At 67.4% G+C, this 22073-nt stretch carries 19 protein-coding genes and 1 pseudogene; 5 read left to right on the top strand and 15 right to left on the bottom strand.

All coding sequences use genetic code 11. From position 1 onward, the window contains the following. The first annotated feature begins 53 nt into the window (after positions 1 to 53). Complete coding sequence (locus AU198_RS01660) at positions 54 to 2663, top strand: FHA domain-containing protein (RefSeq protein WP_064345709.1); 2610 nt, start codon at positions 54 to 56, stop codon at positions 2661 to 2663. Positions 2664 to 2676: 13 nt separating this feature from the next. Here AU198_RS01660 and AU198_RS01655 read toward each other — a convergent pair whose 3' ends face one another. From AU198_RS01655 to AU198_RS01615, 9 genes are all read right to left on the bottom strand, one after another. After that, the gene (locus AU198_RS01655; RefSeq protein ID WP_064345708.1) at positions 2677 to 3051 is read right to left on the bottom strand and encodes a nuclear transport factor 2 family protein; all 375 of its coding nucleotides are present in this window, start codon (positions 3049 to 3051) and stop codon (positions 2677 to 2679) included. 53 nt (positions 3052 to 3104) lie between these two features. Next, on the bottom strand, positions 3105 to 4328 hold the full coding sequence (locus AU198_RS01650) for a globin domain-containing protein (protein WP_064345707.1): 1224 nt from the start codon (positions 4326 to 4328) through the stop codon (positions 3105 to 3107). Next, entirely contained in the window at positions 4325 to 4810 is a 486-nt protein-coding gene (locus AU198_RS01645) for an RrF2 family transcriptional regulator (RefSeq protein WP_064345706.1), read from the bottom strand. Before AU198_RS01645 ends, AU198_RS01650 begins: the two co-directional genes overlap by 4 nt. Before the next feature lie 99 nt (positions 4811 to 4909). Further along, the gene (locus tag AU198_RS01640) at positions 4910 to 5473 is read right to left on the bottom strand and encodes a pentapeptide repeat-containing protein (protein ID WP_064345705.1); all 564 of its coding nucleotides are present in this window, start codon (positions 5471 to 5473) and stop codon (positions 4910 to 4912) included. A 4-nt stretch (positions 5474 to 5477) separates the two neighbouring features. Next, positions 5478 to 6044: a GTP-binding protein gene (locus AU198_RS01635; RefSeq protein WP_064345704.1), complete on the bottom strand. Its 567-nt coding sequence runs from the start codon at positions 6042 to 6044 to the stop codon at positions 5478 to 5480. Beyond that, complete coding sequence (locus tag AU198_RS01630; RefSeq protein WP_064345703.1) at positions 6025 to 6396, bottom strand: DUF742 domain-containing protein; 372 nt, start codon at positions 6394 to 6396, stop codon at positions 6025 to 6027. The genes AU198_RS01635 and AU198_RS01630 overlap by 20 nt, the downstream gene beginning before the upstream one ends. Before the next feature lie 7 nt (positions 6397 to 6403). Further along, positions 6404 to 6823: a roadblock/LC7 domain-containing protein gene (locus AU198_RS01625; RefSeq protein WP_064345702.1), complete on the bottom strand. Its 420-nt coding sequence runs from the start codon at positions 6821 to 6823 to the stop codon at positions 6404 to 6406. Then, the gene (locus AU198_RS01620) at positions 6820 to 9348 is read right to left on the bottom strand and encodes a HAMP domain-containing sensor histidine kinase (protein WP_064346004.1); all 2529 of its coding nucleotides are present in this window, start codon (positions 9346 to 9348) and stop codon (positions 6820 to 6822) included. Before AU198_RS01620 ends, AU198_RS01625 begins: the two co-directional genes overlap by 4 nt. 213 nt (positions 9349 to 9561) lie before the next feature. Beyond that, positions 9562 to 10167, bottom strand: coding sequence for a class I SAM-dependent methyltransferase (locus AU198_RS01615; protein ID WP_064345701.1), 606 nt, complete (start codon positions 10165 to 10167; stop codon positions 9562 to 9564). A gap of 49 nt (positions 10168 to 10216) precedes the next feature. On the opposite strand from AU198_RS01615, the gene AU198_RS01610 reads away from it, so the two are divergent. After that, positions 10217 to 10681: a tRNA (cytidine(34)-2'-O)-methyltransferase gene (locus tag AU198_RS01610; RefSeq protein WP_064345700.1), complete on the top strand. Its 465-nt coding sequence runs from the start codon at positions 10217 to 10219 to the stop codon at positions 10679 to 10681. Here the strand turns inward: AU198_RS01610 and AU198_RS01605 are convergent, their stop codons facing one another. Continuing rightward, complete coding sequence (locus AU198_RS01605; protein ID WP_064345699.1) at positions 10682 to 11329, bottom strand: nitroreductase family protein; 648 nt, start codon at positions 11327 to 11329, stop codon at positions 10682 to 10684. 22 nt (positions 11330 to 11351) lie between these two features. Here AU198_RS01605 and AU198_RS01600 point away from each other — a divergent pair. After that, positions 11352 to 11768 (top strand): annotated as a pseudogene (locus AU198_RS01600) (TIGR03667 family PPOX class F420-dependent oxidoreductase). Positions 11769 to 11775: 7 nt separating this feature from the next. Here the strand turns inward: AU198_RS01600 and AU198_RS01595 are convergent. Together AU198_RS01595 and AU198_RS01590 are read right to left on the bottom strand one after the other, a co-directional pair. After that, complete coding sequence (locus tag AU198_RS01595) at positions 11776 to 12924, bottom strand: MFS transporter (protein WP_064345698.1); 1149 nt, start codon at positions 12922 to 12924, stop codon at positions 11776 to 11778. A 17-nt stretch (positions 12925 to 12941) separates the two neighbouring features. Further along, positions 12942 to 16238, bottom strand: coding sequence for an error-prone DNA polymerase (locus AU198_RS01590; RefSeq protein ID WP_064345697.1), 3297 nt, complete (start codon positions 16236 to 16238; stop codon positions 12942 to 12944). A 155-nt stretch (positions 16239 to 16393) separates the two neighbouring features. On the opposite strand from AU198_RS01590, the gene AU198_RS01585 reads away from it, so the two are divergent. Both AU198_RS01585 and AU198_RS01580 read left to right on the top strand, forming a co-directional pair. Beyond that, a complete protein-coding gene (locus AU198_RS01585) occupies positions 16394 to 17764 on the top strand; it encodes an HNH endonuclease signature motif containing protein (protein WP_231744536.1) in 1371 nt (456 codons plus the stop codon). A 226-nt stretch (positions 17765 to 17990) separates the two neighbouring features. Continuing rightward, positions 17991 to 18785, top strand: coding sequence for an SDR family NAD(P)-dependent oxidoreductase (locus AU198_RS01580; protein WP_082690811.1), 795 nt, complete (start codon positions 17991 to 17993; stop codon positions 18783 to 18785). Positions 18786 to 18915: 130 nt separating this feature from the next. On the opposite strand, the gene AU198_RS01575 is transcribed toward AU198_RS01580, so the two are convergent. The 3 genes from AU198_RS01575 to AU198_RS01565 are packed head-to-tail and all read right to left on the bottom strand — an operon-like array spanning position 18916 to position 22058. After that, positions 18916 to 20235, bottom strand: coding sequence for an adenylate/guanylate cyclase domain-containing protein (locus tag AU198_RS01575; protein WP_064345696.1), 1320 nt, complete (start codon positions 20233 to 20235; stop codon positions 18916 to 18918). Positions 20236 to 20246: 11 nt separating this feature from the next. After that, on the bottom strand, positions 20247 to 21131 hold the full coding sequence (locus AU198_RS01570; protein ID WP_064345695.1) for a universal stress protein: 885 nt from the start codon (positions 21129 to 21131) through the stop codon (positions 20247 to 20249). A 57-nt stretch (positions 21132 to 21188) separates the two neighbouring features. Next, positions 21189 to 22058 carry a MaoC family dehydratase gene (locus AU198_RS01565; RefSeq protein ID WP_064346003.1) on the bottom strand — a complete coding sequence of 290 codons (870 nt, stop codon included), beginning with the start codon at positions 22056 to 22058 and terminating at the stop codon, positions 21189 to 21191. Positions 22059 to 22073: the final 15 nt, after the last annotated feature.

The raw sequence follows: 22073 nt of genomic DNA, 5'->3' as shown, positions 1-22073 counted from the left end.
CTTTCACGGTCGGACCACCGGGCCCGCCGTGCCTACCGTTAGAGTTGGCGTCGATGAGCCGACCCGCCCCACCCGCGCTGACCGTTCGGTACGACGGATCGACCCGGACCTTTGCGGCGGGGAACGACGTCGTCATCGGCCGCGATCTCCGCGCCGACGTTCGCATTGCCCACCCCCTGATCTCCCGTGCGCATCTGGTGGTGCGCTTCGATCAGGGCCGGTGGGTCGCGATCGACAACGGCAGCCTGAACGGGATGTTCGTCAACAACCGCAGGGTTCCCGCGGTCGACATCCACGACGGGCAGACCGTCAACATCGGCAACCCGGACGGTCCGCGGCTGACTTTCGAGATCGGGCGTCACCAGGGCGCGGTGGGCCGCACACCGACGGTGGCGGTGCCGATCGCCAACCAGCGACCGGCGGGCAACTACCCGTCGGGTCCGCCCTCGGGTCCGCACACCGCGCGGCCATACGGGCCGCCGCCGGGACAATCGCGTCCGCAAGCGACCTATCCGAGCGCGCCTCCCCCGCCGCGGTATCCCAGCACGCCGCAGCCCGCGGCCTATACGAGCCCGCAGCAGCCGGTGCGCCAGCCGATATCGTCACCGGCGCTCGAATCGGCGACGATGATGGGACCGACCGCGGCTCCGCGCTCCAGCGAGGGCAACCTCGCCACGAGCATGCTCAAGATCCTGCGGCCGGGAAGCAGGCCCGCGGACAACGCTCCCGGCGCGGTCAAGATCGGTCGAGCCACCGACAACGACATCGTGGTACCCGACGTGCTGGCGTCGCGCCACCACGCCACCCTGGTGCCGACACCGGCCGGTACTGAGATCGTCGACAACCGCAGCATCAACGGCACGTTCGTCAACGGTGCGCGTGTGGAGTCCGCGCTGCTTCGCGACGGCGACAGGGTCACGATCGGCAACATCGACCTCGTCTTCTCCGGTGGGACGCTGGTCCGCGGCACCGAGACCGAGGCCGCCACCCGCACCGGCGGGCTGGAGGTGCACGGCGTCACGTGGACCATCGAGAACAACAAGACGCTGCTGGACAACATCTCGATCGCCGCGCGGCCGGGGACGCTGACCGCCGTCATCGGCCCGTCGGGCGCCGGTAAGTCGACGTTCGCGCGGTTGGTCGCCGGCTACACCCATCCGACGACGGGCACGGTCACCTTCGAGGGACACAACGTGCACGCCGAATACGCGTCGCTGCGCTCCCGGATCGGGATGGTTCCGCAGGACGACGTCGTCCATGGACAGCTGACCGTGCGTCAGGCGCTGATGTACGCCGCCGAACTGCGCCTGCCGCCCGACACCACGAAGGCCGACCGGGAACAGGTCGTCATGCAGGTGCTCGAGGAACTCGAGATGACCAAGCATCTGGAGACCCGCGTCGACAAGCTCTCCGGCGGCCAGCGCAAACGCGCCTCGGTGGCACTCGAGCTGTTGACCGGCCCGTCGCTGCTGATCCTCGACGAGCCGACCTCGGGCCTGGATCCTGCGCTGGACCGCCAGGTCATGACGATGCTGCGGCAACTGGCCGACGCCGGGCGCGTGGTGCTGGTGGTCACGCACTCGCTGACCTATCTCGACGTCTGCGATCAGGTGCTGCTGCTGGCGCCGGGCGGCAAGACCGCGTTCTACGGCCCGCCCAGCCAGATCGGCCCGTCGATGGGCACGACCAACTGGGCCGACATCTTCAGCTCGGTGGCCAGCGATCCCGAGGCGGCCAACGAGCGCTTCCGTTCCCAGCACGGACCGCCGTCACCGCCACCGCCGACCGAACAGCCGTCCGATCTGGGCAGCCCGACGAGTACGAGCGTGCGGCGGCAGTTCTCGACGATCGCACGCCGTCAGGTGCGGTTGGTGATCTCCGACCGCGGCTACTTCGCGTTCCTGATGCTGCTGCCGTTCATCATGGGCGTGCTGTCGCTGTCGGTTCCCGGCGACGTCGGGTTCGGTGTACCGGTGCCCGCCATGCAGGGCGGCGCGGCACCCAACGAACCGGGTCAAATCCTGGTCATGCTCAACGTCGGCGCCATCTTCATGGGCACCGCGCTGACCATCCGGGCGCTGATCGGTGAGCGGGCGATCTTCCGACGCGAGCAGGCCGTCGGATTGTCCACGACCGCATACCTTTTGGCGAAGGTATTCGTGTTCACGCTGTTCGCGATCATCCAGTCGGCGATCGTGACGGCGATCGCGATCATCGGTAAGGGCTGGGGCCCAGGCGCCGTGGACAGCGGTGCATTCATCGGTAACCGCAGTATCGAGTTGTTCGTCGACATCGCGGTGACGACGGTGGCCGCGGCGATGGTGGGTCTGGCGCTGTCGGCGTTGGCCAGGTCCAACGAGCAGATCATGCCGCTGCTGGTGGTGGCGATCATGTCGCAGCTGGTGTTCTCGGGCGGCATGATCCCGGTGACGGACCGGATCGTGCTCGATCAGATGTCGTGGTTCACGCCTGCGCGTTGGGGTTTCGCGGCTTCGGCCTCGACGATCGACCTGATCCGGTTGGTGCCCGGCCCGTTGACGCCCAACGACCGCCACTGGGAACACAGCGCTGGCACATGGCTGTTCGACATGGCCATGCTGGCACTGATCTGCATCGGCTACACCGCGTTCGTGCGCTGGCGGATCCGGCTCGCCAGCAGCTGACGGGCGCCAGCCCCTAGCGCACCTTGGGATGGACCGCGTTCAACTGCGCGCTGTCCCAATAACCGCGCTGGTGCGTGATCTTGCCATCACGCACCAGGAAGAATCCGCAGCCGCGGAACCCATCGGGATCGGTCCATTCGAGCGCGCCCCACTCGCCGTCGACGACCAGGTTTACAGGGGTGCAGGTCAAGGGGCCCGCCTCGAAAGTGTCGCGATGGAACCGCTCGATTGCCGCGCGGCCGACGACTGGTTGCAACGCGATCTGATGGTTGACCGCATCCTCGGCGTACAACTCCGAGATATCCGAAGCGTCACCGGCATTGAAGAGTTCGACCCATCGTTCGATGGTGCGCCGCGTCGTCCCGTGGCTTTCCCGTGTGGCGGCCATCTGCCTATTCTTTCTCCGGGCAGACGGCCGCGCGCGGTTTCAGCGCTACCGGCTCACGACAGCAGCCAGTCGTTGGGCGAGAACAGCTCGCTGTGCACTTGCGCGGCGGTCACGCCCCGGGCCAACAATTGGGTGCGCACCGCCTGCACGAACCCGTTGTTGCCGCACAGATAGACCTCCGCGGTCGGGGGCAACTCGATTCCGTCAAGCGTGAGCAGGCCCGGATGCACGCCGGTCTGCCCACCGGTCAGGCCGTCCTCGTACCAGACGTCCAGCGAGCCGTTCGTCAGTTGGGCCATCAGCTCGTGCTGCCGCTCCCGCAGCGGGTGGCTGGCATCGCTGCGGTCGGCGTGCAACACCTGCACCGGGGTGTCGGGCGCCTCGGCCGCGAGGTACTCCAGGATTCCGACCATCGGGGTGATGCCGATTCCGGCCGAGATGAGCACCAGCGGTTGATCGCCCGTGGGCGCGGGCAGATCACCGAACGGCACGGTGACGTCGAGGATGTCGCCGACGCAGACGTTCGCCGTGATCCAGGTGGACACCTCGCCGGCGGGCTGATCGCCATTCACGCCGACCGGCCTGACCGCGAACGTCAGCTCCTCTCCCGGCGCATTGACGAGGCTGTACTGGCGCAACTGACGCGCACCATCGTGCAACGTGACGCCGACCGAAACATACTGTCCGGGACGGAATTCCGGGAACTTCCCACCGTCTGGGCGGACGGTCAGCAGCACCGCGCCCGACGGATCGTCGACCCGGGAAACGACACGGGCGCGTCGGTAGACGTCACCGTCGGCGACTTCCACCTCCGAGTAGAGCTCGTGCTCGATCTCGATCAAGGTCTGCGCCATGATCCAGTAGACCCGATCCCAGGCGGCGGCCACCTCCTCGGTCACCGTGTCGGCGCCCAGGACCGCGACGATCGCGGCGAAGAGGTGCTCGTGCACGATCGGGTACTGATCTGCGGTGATGCCCAGTGACGCGTGCTTGTGCCCGATGCGGGAAAGCAGTTCGGCCGGGTGCGGAAGCTCCGGGTCGACGAGGTGGGCGGCGAAGGTCGCGATGGACGCCGCCAGGGCGCGCTGCTGGGCACCCTGGGCCTGGTTGCCGCGGTTGAACAAATTGCGCAACAGTTCGGGGTGGTTGGCGAACAGACCGCGGTAGAACTCAGTGGTGATCTCGTCGATGTGCGCACCGATCAGAGGGAGCGTGGCCGACACGATCTCGGCGTGCTGCGGGTCGAGGTCGGCGGCTGCGGGGGCAAAGGCGGTCATCGGGGGGCCCTTTCGGCGGGTTGGGTTGGAGGTTGCGAGTCGACGCCTCTGAGCGGCGGCCCATGAATCAGGAGAAGCCCTGCGTCCCTTGTCAAGTCCGCGATGGTGTGGCGGTCGAGCTCGCGGTAGAACGCTTCCTTGGCGTCGGCGAGCGCGCGGCGCAACCGGCATGCCGACACCAGCGGGCACGGGTCGGCGCCGTCGCAATCGATGACCTCCCGGTCACCCTCGAGGCGACGGATCAGCCAGCCCAGTGACGCCTCGCGCCCGGCCGCGGTCAGGGTCAGTCCGCCGACCCTGCCGCGCTGAGTGCTCACCACACCGAGTTCGGCCAACCGGGCGACCGCCTTGGCGACGTGGTTCTCCGAGGCGTGCGCACCGACTGCGATGGAGCGTGTGGTGACCCGTCGCTCCTCTGCTTCGCCGGCGGCGAGCAGCATCATCGTCCGAAGACCGAGGTCGGTGAACCGGGTGAGCTGCATACGACAGAACGTAGTAATTCGGTATTGCAGATGCGAGTTTCCCGATGTGGGCTTAAACACCACATACGCTGCGGTTTTTTGATCAGGCGATTCCTGAGCTCATTCCCCGTGAATGTTCAGTCCGTGCGCGGCGGCGAAGGCCAGCGCCTGATCGACGTCAATCCTCACGCCGGTGAGGCTGGCGGTGGTCCACAGTGACGCGTCGGTCCGGGCGCCGCGGAGGTCGGCCCCGTCCAGTCGCAGGTTCTGCACCCGCGCGCCGGTCAGGTCCGCGCCACGCAGCACCGCCTTGCGCAGGTCGGCGTCGACCAGACTGGTCTCGCGCATCCGGCATCCGGTGAGATCCACACCCCGCAGATCGCACCCGCCCAGGACGGCCAGCGTCATGTCGACGTCGACGAGCGTCAGCGGCCGCAACCGGCTTTCGGTGAACACCGATCCGAGCATGCTGCACTGCCGGAATATGCTGTGGTGCAGGGTCGCCCGCTCGAACCTGCAGTTCCGGAACGCCGAACCGGCATGCTCGGATTCGGTGAGGTCGACGCCGCGGAAATCACACTCGTCGAAGACGACGCGTTCGGTGCGCAGCCTGCTGAGGTCGTCATCGCGAAAGTCGCGACCACTGTAATGCTCGTCGCACCACAGTCTTTCGTCGGGACGCACTCGGTCAACCAGGCAGGCTCGCCAGAGCGTACTCGGTGATCGCGATCAACGCCGCCTTGGCCGACTGCCGGTCACGCGCGTCGACCGTGATCACCGGAACGTGCTCGCCCAGCGCCAACGCCTTACGCACCGCGGCGACGGGATGACTTGGTGCGCCGTCGAATTGATTGATCGCGATGAGGAAGGGCACGTTGCGCGCCTCGAAGAAGTCGACCGCGGCGAAGCTGTCCTGCAGACGCCGCACGTCGACGAGGATGATGGCGCCGATCGCGCCGCGGACGAGGTCGTCCCACATGAACCAGAACCGGCGCTGCCCGGGGGTGCCGAACAGGTACAACACCAGGTCGTCGGCCAGGGTGATGCGACCGAAGTCCATCGCCACCGTCGTGGTGTTCTTCTGCGGTGTGGCTTCCAGACCGTCGACGCCCGCCGAGGCGGTGGTCACCAAGGCCTCGGTCCGCAGCGGCATGATCTCGGAGACCGCGCCGACGAACGTCGTCTTCCCGGCGCCGAAGCCACCGGAGATGACGATCTTCGTGGAGGCGGTCTCCTCAAAGTGCCTTGAGACCACGCAGTGTCCTTCCTATCAGCGCACGTCTTTCGTCGACGTCGGCCGACTCGCCCAGGGTGCTGCCGACCGCCACATAACCCTGCGTCACGAGATCCCCGATGAGCACCCGCGCCACGCCGAGCGGCAACGACAACTTCACCGCGATCTCGGCAACCGACGGGTGCTCGACGCACATCGCCACGATCTGCCCGCGCACGTCGTTACCCGGCCACCGCGGCGGCTTGGCCGAGTCGACCGTCTCGATCGGTGCTTCCAGCGGTAACGAGACGCGGGAGTCGGTGCGTCCCGCGGTCAGGATGTACGGCCGGACCAGGCTCGGCTCGGCCGTAACGTCGCCCTCCCACTGGTCCATCGGCGGCTCACGAATGCTGGGGTGCGCGTCGTCGCGCGGACTGGACGACGGTGCCGACCCGCTCGACCAATACCGCCATCTCGTAACCGATCTGGCCGATGTCGCAGTTGCGTGCGGCCAGGGTGGCCAGGTTCGAGCCGTCGCCGACCCGCATCAAGAGCAGGTAGCCGTTCTCCATTTCGACCACCGACTGCAGCACGTGGCCCCCGTCGAAGAGTTGCGCCGCGCCCGTGGACAGGCTCGCCAGTCCGGAGGCCACCGCCGCGAGTTGGTCGGCCCGCTCGGTGGGGATGTGCTCGCTGGCCGCCATCAGCAGCCCGTCGGCCGAGACCAGCACCGCGTGGGTCACCCCCGACACTTCGCGCGCGAATTTGGAGACCAGCCAGTCCAGCGAGTCGCGCTGCGTCGAACGAGCCGGATAAGTCATTCGGTATCGGTTCCTCTGGTCTCTCGTGCGTGCGAGCGCCCGGCGTGCACCCCGCCGAAGTGGCTGCTGATGCTGGCGCGGACGGCTTCCGGATCGCGTTGCGAGGCTCCCGGTGGCGCGTCGAACTCAGCCGCCGATGCTACCTCGCCGATCCGCGCGGCTCCCGGCACGAGGCGGGCACCCGGCGTGCGCACCGGAAGACCCTCGTCGGTGACTTCGGTGACCGGGGCCTCGTCGGCGGCGGCCGCGACCGACCAGCCGTGGTCCCACACCGACTCCCAGTTCAGGTCCTCGCTGTTGGCGAGCTCGGTCGGGTCGACCAGCCATTCCGACAGCATGCTCTGGTAAATCGAGTCGTCGGCATCGGCCGTCTGCGTCCGCGCCGCAAAGAAACTCGACGTGTCCGTCGGCCGGTCGGCCGGTTCCGGCTCTCGGTCTTCCTCGGCCTGCGGGGTCGGCACGGCCGCGATTCCGCTGGCGCCGGGATTGCGCTGCGGCAAAACCGACTCACCGTCGTACTCGGGTTCGGCGTGATCCTCGTCGAGCGCCAACGCCGTCACGACCCCCGCATGGGCGTCGGCGGGCGTGGCGTACTCGGGCGCACTGAACTGGTGCGGCTCGCCCGGTCGCCGGAGCAGTTCCGCCGGCACGTACACACCCGCGGTGGTGCCCGAATCCGGCTCGCCGCCGATGGTGGACCGCAGCCGGACCACCAGCCCGTGTTGCGCGGCGAGGCGACCGACTACGAACAGCCCCATGTGCCGCGCGGTGTACGGGTCGACCTGTCCACCCGATTGCAGGCGGGTGTTGGCAACCCGCAGATCCGACTCGGTCATCCCGAGCCCGATGTCACTCACCTCGATGACCAGTCCGCCGTTGGCGGTATGCACGGCCGACACCCGAACCTGCGAAATCGGCGGCGAGTAGCGCAGCGCGTTGTCGAGCAGTTCGGCCAATAGGTGCACCAGGTCACCGGCTACCGCGCCGACGACCTCACTGTCGGGGACGGTAGCGGTGACGACCCGCGTGTAGTCCTCGACCTCGGAGGCCGCGGCGTTGATCACCGCGGACACCGGAACCGGCTCGGCCTGCTCGCGAGGCACTCTCGCGCCGGACAGCACCAGCAGGTTCGCGCCGTTACGTCGCATCCGGGCGGCCAGGTGGTCCAGCCGGAACAGGCTTTCCAGCCGCTCGGGATCCTCCTCGTTGCGCTCCAGCCGGTCGATCAATGCCAACTGCTGGTCGACCAGCGAGCGGCTGCGCCGCGAGAGCGTTTCGAACATGTCGGAGATCTGCAACTGCAACCGCGACTGTTCGGCCGCGAGGAAGACGGCCTGCTCGTGCAGTTCGTCGACGGCATGCGCGACCTGGCCGACCTCCTCGGTCGTGTGCACCGGGATCGGCCTGATCTGCGAGGCGTCACCACCGGCACGCACCCGCTCGATCTCCGCGCCGAGGTCTTCGTGGGCGACCTTGAGCGCACTGTCGCGCAGGCGCCGCAGCGGTCGCACCAGCGTCCGCGCCACCAGCACCACGATGATCAGCGCGAGCAGCATCGACACACCGACGATCACCGCGTCGCGGATCAGGGTGGTGCGCTGAGCATCGGCTCGGTCCCGCACGGCCGAGGTGACGGCTTCGGTGGTCCGCTCGATGATCTGGCGGGCGATCTGGTCGGTCGCGGTCACCGACCCCAGCAGTTCGGGGTTGTTGACCAGCGGCACCGCCGGGTCGGTCATCAGCGCCATCCGCTTGACGAACTCGGCCTGCAGCTTCTTCGCGTCGGGGGATCCGACCCCGAGCACCTGGTTCATGCCGAACAGCGTCGACGGCTCGGTGCCGGCAAGTGCGATCACCGCGGTGCGCAACTCCGGCTCGGGCAGTTCCGCACCGCGCGTGAGGGCGAGCGTCTGCATCGTCATCTGTCCGCGCGCCCCGATCGCCCGGGCCAGACCGACCGTTTCGGCGCGGATTCGTTCGTCGTCGACGCGCACCGATCCGGTCACCGCATCCTCGGCGGGCAACAGCAGCAGCGCATACGCCTGGATACTTTCCCGCAACCCGACGCTGTTCGAGGTGACCTTGTCCATCAACGCCTGACCGTCGTTGACCATCGTGGTGATGCCCTGGCGGACGTCGGGCGCGACGTCGGTGGCCTCCATCCGGAGCTCGAGCTCACGACGGCTGGTGTCGAAGCGGCTCAGCGCGGTCTGCATGTCGCCGTTGGAAGAGGTGGCCAGCATCGCCGCTTCCAACGCCTCCATGTAGCCCTCGATCGCGGGCACCATTTCGGCGCGCTCGGCGGCGCGACGCAGATCGGCCTCCGCGGCCACGTCGCCGTAGATGCGTAAGCCGCCGAACGTTGCGGCCACGATCAACGGCACCAGGACGATCGCGAGCACTTTCCACCGGACCGGCCAGTTGGACAAGGCCCACCGCGACGGCCGTTTGACCGGTGGCTGCGGTTCGCGTTCGAAGTCGATCAGCGTGCCGTCGGACTGCTTGAGTTGGGAGAACACGCTCATCGGCATACGTCCGTTCGGATACTTCCCACTGATTTCTACTGATATGCCCACCCGGCGGGCGCGTTCCGGCCCTGGCAATTGGACGAGTATGCCAGCGATGTGCGGCCGAATCCACCATTCTTACTGAACAGACAGAGTTCATAACCGCAGGTGGAAGGCGGTGTGAGGATACCGAGCAAATACCGGGACCCGATCGTGATACGGCCCGGCCGACTACGCCCGGCGGAGGATCGCGACGAGGAAGTCGGAGTCGTCGGTGAACGGCCGCAGGTCCCACGTGGACAACAGCAGATCCGGTGAGAGACCGGCGTTCGAGGCGTCGTCGAAGAAGTCGGCGAACGCGTAGTCGCGGCCGGCGCCGAAGCCGATCACGGCCCGCCCGTCGTCCTTCAGATGGGCGCGCAGCCGGGTGAGCACCTCGCCCCTGGTGCTCGGCGCCAAGAAGGTCATGACGTTGCCCGCCGACACGATGACGTCGAACCTCTCGGTGATGCCCCGTGCGGGCAGGTCGAGTTCGGCGAGGTCGCCGACGAGCCACTGCGGGCCGGGATGGTCCTGTTCGGCCGCCTCGATCAACGCGGGGTCGACGTCGACGCCGACGACGCGGTGACCGGCGGCGGCCAGGTAGCCACCCAGCCGGCCGGGTCCGCAGCCCGCATCCAGGATGTGGGCGCCGCGGGGAACCATCGCGTCGATCAGGCGCGCCTCGCCCACCAGATCGTCACCGGCTCGCGCCATCGCCCGGAAACGCTCGATGTACCAGTGGGAATGGCCGGGGTCGGCGGCCACCTTCTGCATCCAGAGGCTCTGCGCGACCATGCGAGCATTATCCCCTGGCCCGAAGCGCTGCCCCACCGAGAGGTCGTCGTTGTTCCATCTCTTGTTCTACTCACCGCGCATCGCGCCCAATACGGGCAACGCGATCCGGATGGTGGCGGCCACCGGCTGCGAACTGCATCTGGTGGAACCGATGGGCTTCGACCTGTCCGAGCCGAAGTTGCGGCGGGCCGGCCTGGACTATCACGACCTGGCGTCGGTCACCGTCCACGAAGATCTGGCCGCGGCGTGGGCCACCATCGCGCCCGAGCGGGTTTATGCGTTCACCGCGCACGCGTCGACGCCGTTCACCGATATCGAGTACCGGCTGGGTGACGTGCTGATGTTCGGGCCCGAACCGACCGGTCTGGACGAGGCGACGCTGGCCGATCCCCACATCACCGCGCAGGTCCGGATACCGATGCTGGCGGGTCGGCGCTCACTGAACCTGTCGAACGCGGCCGCGGTCGCGGTGTACGAGGCGTGGCGTCAGCACGGGTTCAGCGGCGCGCTCTGATCACCACGTGTTGAAGTGGGCGATCTGCTCGACGGGCAGCCGCTTAGCCGGGCGGAAGTCGGTGCCCTTGGTGTAGGCGATGGGGAAGAGCCCACCCTGGCTGTACTGGTCGTGCGGGATTCCGAGGATGTCGGCGGCCTGCTTCTCGCCCTCGCCCAGCAGGTGCAGCGTGGTCCACGCCGAACCCAGACCGCGCGAGCGCAACGCCAGCATGTAGCTCCACGCCGCGGGCAGCAGCGAACCCCAGAAGCTGGCGCTGACGGCGCCGGGCACACCGTCGCACCGCCCCTCGAGGCACGGGATCAGCAGCCAGGGCGCCTTTTCCATGTTCTCGGCGAGGTATTCGGCCGACGACACCACGGCCTGGCGTCGCTCGCCGCGGCTGTCACCCTCGGCGTACTCGGGCTCGGGCATCGTGCGGTAGAGCTTCCAGCTGGTGCGGTAGATCTCGGCGAGCGCCGTCTTCTTCTCGGGGTCGTCGACGAACATCCACTGCCAGGCCTGGCTGTTCGATCCGGTCGGCGCCTGGACGGCGAGTTCGAGACACTCCAGCAGCACCTCACGCGGCACCGGCTTGTCGAAATCGAGCCGCTTGCGCACCGAACGGGTGGTGGTCAGAACTTCGTCGGCGGACAGGTTCAAAGTCATTTTTCGAGACTACATTCGCGTCATGGCAGTCAATTTCACCCAGGAGGTAACCGACCGGCTCTCGTCGGACAAACACGGCTGGTTGACCACCGTGGCCAAATCGGGACAACCCGTGCCGCGCTTGGTGTGGTTTTACTTCGACGGCACCGACGTGCTCGTCTATACCGAACCGAACGCCGCCAAGGTCAGGCACATCCGTGCGCATCCGCGGGTCAGCCTCAACCTGGACTCCGATGGAAACGGCAGCGGGATCATCGCCGTCGGCGGAACCGCAACCGTCGACGCCGAGGACGCGAACCCGCTGCACGACGAGCGGTATCGCGCGAAATACGGCGAATAGGCGGCCGGCCTCGGTTTCAGCGACGAGTTTCTCGCCGCCTACGACACGCGGCTGAAGATCAGCGTCGACAAGGTCTGGACCACACCGACCGAGGGTTAGGGCTGGGCTAGGGCTGGGTCGCCGCCGGCACCGTCGCGGTCCGAATCGGCCGCACCGCAAGCGCACACAGGCCGACCGCGGCGATCGCACCGAACGCGGTCCGTCCACCGGCCAGGTCGATGAGCGCACCGGCCGCCGGCGCGCCCAGGGCTTGACCGGCCGCGAGCGTGAAGAACGACAGCCCGACACCCGTGGAGGTGCTGTCGGGATACAGCCGTGCGCCCCATAGCAACGCCAGTCCCGTCAACGCGATGTAGGACCCGCCGAACAGCGTAGCGGCCGCGACGATCACGCCGAGGTTCCACGGGGCGACCGCCAACAGCGCCGTCGCCGAGGCCATCGTGACGGTCGCGGCCACCCAGGCCCACTGCAATCCGATCCGCTGCACCGCATCGCCCGCGAGCGCCCCGGCGATGCCGGCTGCGCCGATGAGGATCCACAGCAACGACGAGCGGGTGGCGCCGGCCCCGCCGACCGTGGTGATCAGGTCGCGGCCGAAAGTCCACACCGCGACACTGCCGATGCCCGTCAGCAGGGATGCCAGCAGCAAGCCGAATGTGCCTGGGCGCCAGAGCCGATCGACCCGTTTCGCGGCGCGCTGCGTTGAGGCGGGGACGGCGTAGAACACCCAGATCGTCACCGCCGCCGACACCAGCGCGTACACCACCCACGCGGCGCGCCAGTGGCTCAGCAACAACAGTGCGATCGGCGCCGACAGCACGACCCCGATCCCGGTGCCCCCGTTGACCACGGTCTGCGCGCGGTCCGCCGTGTTCGGCGGCACGTGTTCGGCGACCGCCGCGGCCAGTGGAGGCGAGACGATGCCGGTGCTGCAGCCCGCGACCAGCACACCGACCGCGAGCACCCACGCCGAGGGCGCCAGCGCGATGAGGGAGATCCCCAGTGTGGCAACGACTCCGGCGGCGACCGCGACACGTCGCGGGCCGATGCGGTCGGTCAGCAGCAGGCTGGCGGTGATGGCCGCGCAGTAGCCGATGTAGCTGCCGGCGCCGATGACGCCGGTGATGGTGGAGCTCAGTGCGAAGGTCTCGCCGAACACCGGGGCGAACAGTCCGTAGGAGAACCGGCCGAAGCCGTAGCAGCAGGCGATCAGTGCGGTCCCCGCACCGACGAGGAGGTAGACGGGTCGCCGCACCGCTCAACCGTAGCGGGCTAGCGGAAGTCGCGAGATTTGGAGCCGATCGCCAAGGTGAGCTTGCCCATCCGCTCGGCGACGACGGTGACGGCGCCGGTGGCGTTCTGCACCTGACCGCGGATCAGCAGGGCCGGAGCCGTCTGCGCCAGCTTGCGGTACCGCGCCCACACCCCGCGCGAGCAGATGATGTTGACCATTCCGGTCTCGTCCTCGAGGTTGAGGAAGGTCGCCCCCTGCGCGGTTGCGGGCCGCTGTCGGTGCGTCACAGCCCCGGCCACCAACACCCTCGAGCCGTCGGGCACGTCCAGTAGCTTGCCCGCCGGGATGACACCGAGGTCATCGAGATCTCCACGGAGGAACTGCGTCGGATAGCTGTCGGGTGAGACCCCGGTCGCCCACACGTCGGCGGCGGCCAGCTCGAGTTCGGTCATCCCCGGCAGCGAGGGAACGTGCGACGACGCGCCCACACCCGGCAGTCGGTCGGGTCGCTGGCCGGCGGCCGCACCCGCCGCCCACAACCCTTCGCGCCGGGTGATGCCGAAGCAGCCCAGCGCCCCCGCGGTGGCCAGCGCCTCGGTCTGCGGCACGGACAGCTGCACTCGCTGCGTCAGGTCCAACAGAGAAGTGAACGCGCCGTTGGCCTTTCGCTCCTCGACGAGCTGCTCGGCCAGTTCGTCGCCGATGTGCCGGACCGCCCCCAGACCCAACCGCACTTCGGTGCCCGCGTTCTCCAGAGTCGCGTGCGCCAGGCTGGCGTTGACGTCCGGCCCGTGCACGGTGACACCGTGCCGGCGGGCATCGGCCACCAGGGTTTGCGGTGAGTAGAAGCCCATCGGCTGGGCCCGCAGCAGCGCGGCGCAGAACGCGGCGGGGTGATGCAATTTGAACCACGAGGAGTAGAACACCAGCGATGCGAAGCTCAACGAATGACTCTCGGGGAAACCGAAATTCGCGAAAGCTTCAAGCTTCTCGTAGATGCGGTCGGCGACTTCGCCAGTGATGCCGTGACGCTGGCGCATACCGTCGTAGAACCTGCTCCGCAGCCGGCGCATCCGTTCGGTCGACCGCTTAGATCCCATCGCGCGGCGCAGCTGGTCGGCCTCGGCGGCGGAGAAACCCGCGCAGTCCACCGCGAGCTGCATGAGTTGCTCCTGGAACAGCGGCACCCCCAGCGTCTTGTGCAACGCGGGCTCCATCGACGGGTGGTCGTAGGTGACGGCTTCTTCTCCGTTGCGTCGCTTGATGTACGGATGCACCGACCCGCCCTGGATGGGGCCGGGCCGGATCAGCGCCACCTCGACGACCAGGTCGTAGAACACGCGGGGTTTGAGCCGCGGCAGGGTCGCCATCTGGGCGCGCGACTCCACCTGGAACACCCCGACGGAGTCCGCTTTCTGTAGCATCTCGTACACGGCGGGCTCGGACAGGTCCAGTTTCGCCAGGTCGACGTCGATGCCCTTGTGCTCGCGCACCAGGTCGATGCAGTAGTGCAGCGCCGAGAGCATGCCGAGGCCGAGCATGTCGAACTTCACCAAACCGATTGCCGCGCAATCGTCTTTGTCCCACTGCAGCACACTGCGGTTCTCCATCCGGGCCCATTCGACCGGGCACACGTCGGCGATGGGCCGGTCGCAGATGACCATGCCGCCGGAGTGGATGCCCATGTGCCGGGGCAGGTTGGAGATTTGTTTGGCCAGGTCGACCACCGCTTCGGGAATGTCCTCGGTGTGCGGTGCCTCGGCGAGGTTGCCCCACTGACCAAGCTGCTTGCTCCACGCGTCTTGCTGGCCCTGTGAGAAGCCGAGCGCGCGGGCCATATCGCGCACCGCGCTGCGGCCGCGGTAGGTGATGACGTTGGCGACCTGCGCGGCGTAGTCGCGGCCGTAGTGGTCATAGACGTACTGAATGGCCTTCTCCCGCAGGTCCGATTCGATGTCGATGTCGATGTCGGGTGGGCCGTCGCGCGCCGGGGACAGGAACCGTTCGAACAGCAACTCGTTGGCGACGGGGTCGACGTTGGTGACACCGAGCGCGTAGCAGACCGCGGAATTGGCCGCCGATCCCCTGCCCTGAGCCAGGATGCCGTTCTCTTTGCAGAACCGGGTGATGTCGTGGACCACCAGGAAGTACCCGGGGAAGGTCAGCTGCTCAATGACTTTCAGCTCATGTTCGATCTGCGCGTATGCGCGCGGCGCCCGCTGCGGTGGGCCATACCTGTTACGGGCCCCCGCCATGACCAGGTGGCGCAGCCAGCTGTCCTCGGTGTGACCCTCGGGGACGTCGAATGGCGGCAACTGGGGTGCGATCAGGGCGAGCCCGAACGCGCATTGCTCACCGAGGTCGGCCGCGGCGGTCACCACCTCGGGCCGGTCGGCGAACAGTCGCGCCATCTCCGCGCCGGACCGCAGATGCGAACCGCCCAGCGGGGCAAGGTAGCCCGCGGCCTCGTCCATCGAGTGGCGGGCGCGGATCGCACCCATCGCCATGGCCAGGCGACCGCGTGACGGTTCGGCGAAATGGGCGGCGGTGGTCGCGACCACGCTCAGGCCGAACCGGGGTGCCAGCTCGGCAAGAATGTCGTTGCGTTCGTCGTCGCAGGGGTGCCCGTGGTGGGTCAGTTCGACGCTGACCCGGTCGCGGCCGAAGCGGTCGACGAGGTCGGCGAGCGCACGGCTCGCCGCCTTCGGTCCGTCCGCGGAAAGAGCTTGTCTGACATCGCCTTTGCGGCATCCGGTGAGGATGTGCCAGTGGCCGCCGGCCGCTTCGGTCAATGCGTCGTAGTCGTATTGCAGTTTGCCCTTCTCACCGCCGGCCAGGTGCGCCTTGGCGAGTTCGCGCGACAGCCGCCGGTAGCCCTCGGGGCCGCGCGCAAGCACCAGTAGGTGCGGGCCGGGTGGGTCGGGGTCTTCGGTCCGGTTCCCCCCGCCCAGCGACAGTTCGGCGCCGAACACCGTCGACATATCGAGTTCCTTGGCGGCTTCGGCGAAGCGCACCACACCGTAGAGGCCATCGTGGTCGGTCAGCGCGATCGCCCGCAGATCCAGTCGGGCCGCCTCCTCGACCAGTTCCTCCGGTGTGCTGGCGCCGTCGAGGAAGCTGTACGCCGAATGCGCGTGCAGTTCGGCATACGGGACCGAGGACCTGGGCCGCTGGAGGTCGAGCGGTTGGTACTCGCCGCGCTTGCTGGACCAGGCGGGGCTGTCACCGCCGTCGCCGATCTGCTCATCGATCGGCCAAGCGCCGGCGCGGCGCGGTTTGCCGTTGAGCACGCGCTCCATTTCCACCCAGCTCGGCGGCCCGGTATGCCAGCCCATGCCGGCAGTCTATCGAATATGTGTTCGATAGCTGGATTGACACCGCTTTGCCACAGAAGTCCTGGTTATCCCCAAGGCGAGGTTCATCCACAGCCGGTGCGACGGAGTGCGCCAGCGGCCGATCCGCGTCTGTCCGCGACACTAAATTCGCTTGTATGTTCGATCAGTTGGTACAGGCGGCCGACGGGGCGCGCGGCGCTGGGGCGGCCGGCGCGTGGGCGCGCATCGAGAACGCCGCCTGCGCGCGACGGCTCTCGGCGGCGGCCGATGTCTTGGATCGGATGTACGCCACCGACGGTTCGGCCGAGCGCGACCAATGGATCCTCGACAACTACGCCGCGGTCGCCGCCGAGATCGCCCCCGCCCAGCAGGTGTCGCTGGGAATCGCGGCGTCCCAGTTGGAGATCGCGATCGCCCTGCGCGACCGGTTACCTAGAACGAACGCGGTATTCCTGACCGGCGCCATCACCTACCGCGTTGTCGCTGCCATCGTGTTCCGCGCCTACCTGATTCAGGATGGCGACGCGCTGGCCGGCGTCGATTCCGCTATCGCCGCGCATGTCCAGGGATGGACCGCGCTGTCATTGAACAAGTTGCACAGCGCGATCGACTACTGGGTCGACCGCTTCGATCCCGCTGCTGTGCGCCGCGCCGAGAACAGTTCACGCAGCCGCTATATCGAGGTCAAGGACAGCGGAGACGGCTCCGGTGTCGCCCATGTCGAAGCTACGGTGTTCGCCCACCACGGCGAGTTCATCGACCAAAGACTTGACGCGTTGGCCGCCACGGTGTGCGAAAACGACCCCCGAACCCAGGAGCAGCGCCGGGCCGACGCCGTCGCTGCGGCCATGAGCGGGGCCCAATCACTTACGTGCGAATGCGGGTCTGGCGAATGCCCGTCCGCGGGTGTCACCGTGGGCGATGTGATGGTGCACGTCGTGGCCGGCGAAGACTCGCTGAATGATGCGACCTCGGCCGAATTGGACGGCGACAAGCCCGTCGAGCCGATCGAGGCCGACGATCCCACGCTGGGTGGGCCGGCCGCGGCGGGGCCGGGCTATGTGATCGGTCGCGGAGTGGTGCCGGCACCGATCGTGGCCGCCAAGCTGGCGGTCGCCAAGCGTCGACCCGTCAAGCATCCCGGGGATGCGCCGCCGGAGAAGAGTCGGGTTCCCTCGGCGGCGCTGGCGTGGTTCATTCGCTGCCGCGATCTGTCGTGCCGCTTCCCGAATTGCGACAAGCCGGCCACTCAGTGCGACCTCGACCACACGGTCCCCTACCCACGAGGCGCCACGCAGGCATCAAACCTCAAGTGCCTGTGCCGAACCCACCATCTCTACAAGACGTTTCTGGGCTGGCGTGATCGACAACATCCCGACGGCACCGTGGAGTGGCTCTCACCGGCTGGGCAGAAGTACACGACCCATCCGGTAGCAAGCTGCTGTTCCCGTCGCTGTGCCGACCGACTGCGCCCGCGGTCATCGACACCGACGTCGACCTCCTCGATGACGCGGTTCGTTGCTTGAAGATGCCGCGGCGCAAGCGAACCCGCGAACAGAACCGCGCGGCGGCCATCGAAGCGGAGCGTCAGCGCAACCAGCCCTACGCCGACGAGCGCAATAAGCCACCGCCGTTCTAGATGGCGACGGCCCGTGACTATTTGGTGTCACCACCTGCGGCAGGTTCTTCAGAAAGAGCCCTCGCCGATCGACCAAGGTCTACCGTCCTTCTTCGAAGGACGAGGAGGCGGGTATGGAGATCAAGGGTTCGGAAGCGGTGGTGACAGGAGCTGCCGGCGGCCTCGGTGCTGCGATCGCCCGCGCCCTGCACGCCCGTGGCGCTCGTCTATTCCTTACCGACAGGCGAAAAGAAGACCTCGAGTCTCTGGCGTCGCAGTTGAACGGTGCCGAGGCCTTCGTTTGCGATCTGGCCGACAGCGGTCAGGTTGCGGACCTGGCCGCTCGCTTGACCAGCACCGACATCGTGGTCGCAAACGCCGCGTTACCCGCCACGGGGAAGCTTGAGGACTTCACGCCAGAACAACTGAACCGCGCAGTCGACGTAAACCTGCGAGTGCCTATGCTGATGACAAAGCAGCTGCTGCCCGGGATGCTGCAACACGGGCGTGGGCATTTCGTATACATCTCATCGATCGCCGGTAAGCTGCCGAGCGCCCGCGTACCCATCTACTCAGCCACAAAGGCTGGGCTGCGCGGGTTTTGCGGGTCTCTCCGCCAGGATCTCCACGGATCTGGAGTAGGCGCATCGGTCGTGTTCCCGGGAACGATGACGGACGCTGGCCTCCTGGCCGATGCGGGCCTTCCATCCACGCCCGGCACAAAAGGCACTTCGTGCGACTTCGTCGCCCGGCGCGTCATCGCCGCCATCGAGAAGAACCTGGGCGAAGTAAACGCCGCCGAATTGCCGATTCGCATCATGGCGAGGTTCGGTGGCGTGGCGCCAGAACTAGCAGCCCGCCTCGCACGGAGGAAGGATTCCATTGCGTGGGGTGACCAGGTGACCGAAGGGCTGCGTCACCTCCGCTGAGCTGCAGTCTAGCCGCCCGAGCGTCGGATCTACACCACCCAACCGGGCAGCAAGCTGCCGTTTCCCGGATGGCTCGCCTCGCCCCGCGGCGCGCACCGGAAATGAGCAGGATGGATTGAGCGGCAGGCGTTTACGCCCTTGCGGCAAGCAGGTGCCATTCGCCGGGAACACCTTTGAGTTGATGCGTACCGCGATCCTCGAAATCGAGCCCTGACCCGATCACGAGGTCGCGCAGTGTGCTGGACACCAGAACCTCGTTAGCCACAGCCAAAGCGCTCACGCGCGCACCGATGTGCACGGCGATACCACCGATGTCATCGCCACGGATCTCGCACTCGCCGGTATGCAGACCGGCGCGCACTTCCACGCCGAGCGCCTGCACCGCATCGCGAATCGCCATGGCGCAGCGGATCGCCCGCTGCGGACCGTCGAATATCGCCACGAAGCCGTCCCCCGTGGTGGTTACCTCGCGGCCACGAAAACGGGCCAACTGCGCGCGGACCACAGCGTCATGAGCATCCAGCAAAGCGCGCCACTCGCGGTCACCCATCTCCGCCGCGCGGCGCGTCGAGTCCACGATGTCGGTGAACAGCACCGTCGCCAGCACGCGATCATCGGTCACTTCAACTTGGTCGCCGGTCAAAAACTCTGCGAGCGCCCGAAAGGACTCACGCCAATCCGGTTCATAGAAGTGTGTGACGTTACGTCCCTGAAGCTCAGAGTATTTCGCGCCCGGTATGCGATCGGCGATCTCTTTACCCCACTCGGGCAGAATGATCGGATCGTCGGCGTGATGGAGGACGAGTGTCGGCACGCGGACCGTCGGAAGCAACGCCCGCACGTCCATTTCGGCCACCAAAGGCATCATGAGTGCGACGGTCCCTGGACTGGCTGCGCCACGTTCCCAGCGTGCCGTCGCCGCCCGGATCTCCTCATTCCACGGCATATCCGGGTTCATCAGATGCAGATGCTCGCCGGTTCCCCAGATGGCGACCATGGCGGATGTGATCTGCTCGGGTGTCGGCCCGTCGGTGCGCTCAGTCATCGGATTCGCGTAGCCCTCTAGCACAACGAGAGCAGTGGTTCGCGACGGATGTGTCGCCGCATACAGCGCACCCGTCGCGACCGCGCCGACCTGTGCGAGCAGGACCGCTTCGCGACTCCCCAGAGCATCGAGGACTGCCGTGATGCTGTCGGCCCATAGCTCCATGGTGGGCAGCGCGCCGCCGTTGATGGGATCGGACGCTCCGGTGCCGGGTTGGTCGAAGATGATCAGGCGACCGAGCGACGTGATTGCTTGGAGCCATCCTTGAAGGACTGGTTGTTCGGAGACCTCCTCACAGTTACTGAACCAAGCGGGGACAAGCACTATGTCGCGAGCGCCGGGGGGCGACGCGCGATAGGCGACCCGCAGGCCACCGTTCATTGCATAACGCGTCTCCGAGAACATTGCCCGGAGGTTCAGGGAAGGTCTTCGGGTCCGAATTGCTCGCGCGGTACCACCACCATCGGCACGTCGAGCACCCGCAGCATCTTGGCCGCCTTCGAGCCGAGGAACAGTCGCCGCGGCGCGCCGAGCCGACTCGACCCGACCATGATCAAGTCTCCGTCGCGCCACTCCAGCTTGCCCACCGCCTCCTCGATCGTCGCACCCTCCACAATCGTCGACGTCACCGGAAAGCCCTCCGGCAGCTCTGATTTCGCCAACTCAAGAACGTGATGGGCGTGGGCGAGGGCATGCTCCCGCACCGCATCGCCGTCGCCGCGGAGCACTCCGAAGGTCGGATCCAGTGCCACCAGCGACACCAACCGTAGCGGTGATCCTGCTGCCTGGCTGAAGCGAACAGCTATGTCTAACAACGCATCTGCGCCTTCACGCTCACCGATCGCACACGTCGTCTCCCGCACACGGTCGACGGGTGAATTCCTGGTACCCCGAGGCGCTACAGCTACCGGCAACGGCGCCGAGTGCAACAGCCCGTTGACCACCGACCCCAGCGAAAAGCTGCCCGCCAGGCCGCCCGAGCCGCCGACGATGATCATGTCTGCCTCGACCCGCGCGGCTTCCTGGATCAGCCCCTCGGCCGCCGAGTCATCGACGCGGACGTGGTTGCGCGCCACGATCTCGGCCGGCACCGACGCGCGGGCCTCCTCCAACCACTGCTCGGCCTGCGCGACGAGATGCTTCTCGAAATCCCCGACCGGCTTGATGGACGGCACCACCCGGTCCGGCGGCAGCACCATGCACAGGTCGAGTTCGGCACCCAGCGTGCGCGCAAGCCGCACACCGAGCGCCAGCGCATCTGCACCGCCGGGAGTGGCCAGATATCCAACGACAAGCCTCATGGTCGATCATCCTTCCAACCTGAAGTGACGCACGCCCGTGGATCGACCAAATGCGCGTCAGTCGCGATACTCGGCGGCACCGTCCTCGAGGACGAGCCGTGAGTTCGACCCGTCGGGTTCGGCCGCTTCCGTACGGAACACCGCGCGACCCGCCTCGGTCCGCCAGATCGAGGTGCTCAGTGTCTCCCCCGGGAACACCGGCGAGGTGAACCTGGCGTCGATGGCGCTGACCTTCGTCGCGTCACCGCCACCGAGTTCGGCGACCAGCGCGCGACCCGCCACGCCGTAGCTGCACAGACCGTGCAGAATCGGCTTCGGGAAGCCGGCCAACTCCCGCGCGAACCATGGATCGCTGTGCAGCGGGTTCCGATCACCCGACAGCCGGTAGATCAACGCTTGATCTTCACGCGTGGACAAGGCAATTCGCGCGTCGGGCTCGCGGTCGGGTATCTCCGGAGCGGCAGGGCGCTGCCCCGGTTGCCCGCCGAATCCGCCCTCACCGCGGATGACCGCGGTGGTGAAGGTCTCGGCGACGACCTTCGATGTGTCGGGGTCGGTGCCCGTCGCCTTGAGCATGACGATCGCGTTCTTGCCCTCACCCTTGTCCTGGATGTCGGCGACCTCGGCCACGACGCTGAGCTTGCCCGCCGGCTTCAGCGGCTCATACAGCCGGATCCCCTGTGACCCGTGCAGCAGCATCGCGAAATTGAATGAGCCGATCAGGCCCGCCGCCGCGAACGGCAGGCAGGCGATCACCGCGTAGGTGGGTAGCACCTGCTGCTCGATGCCGTGACTGTTTTCGGTGGTGAACGCCAGATCAGCGGTGCCCGCGCCGACGCCCAGTGCGTACAGCAGCGTGTCGCGGTCGGTCCATTCGAACAGTTGTGGGTCGGTCTTGGCGCCGATGGCGTTGGGGTCGAGAGGCATACCCCGCACGATATC

The organism is Mycobacterium sp. GA-1199 (assembly GCF_001500045.1).
GTDB lineage: Bacteria > Actinomycetota > Actinomycetes > Mycobacteriales > Mycobacteriaceae > Mycobacterium.
Note: the sequence above shows the minus strand (reverse complement) of the source record. Positions and strands in the feature narration are given on the sequence as shown.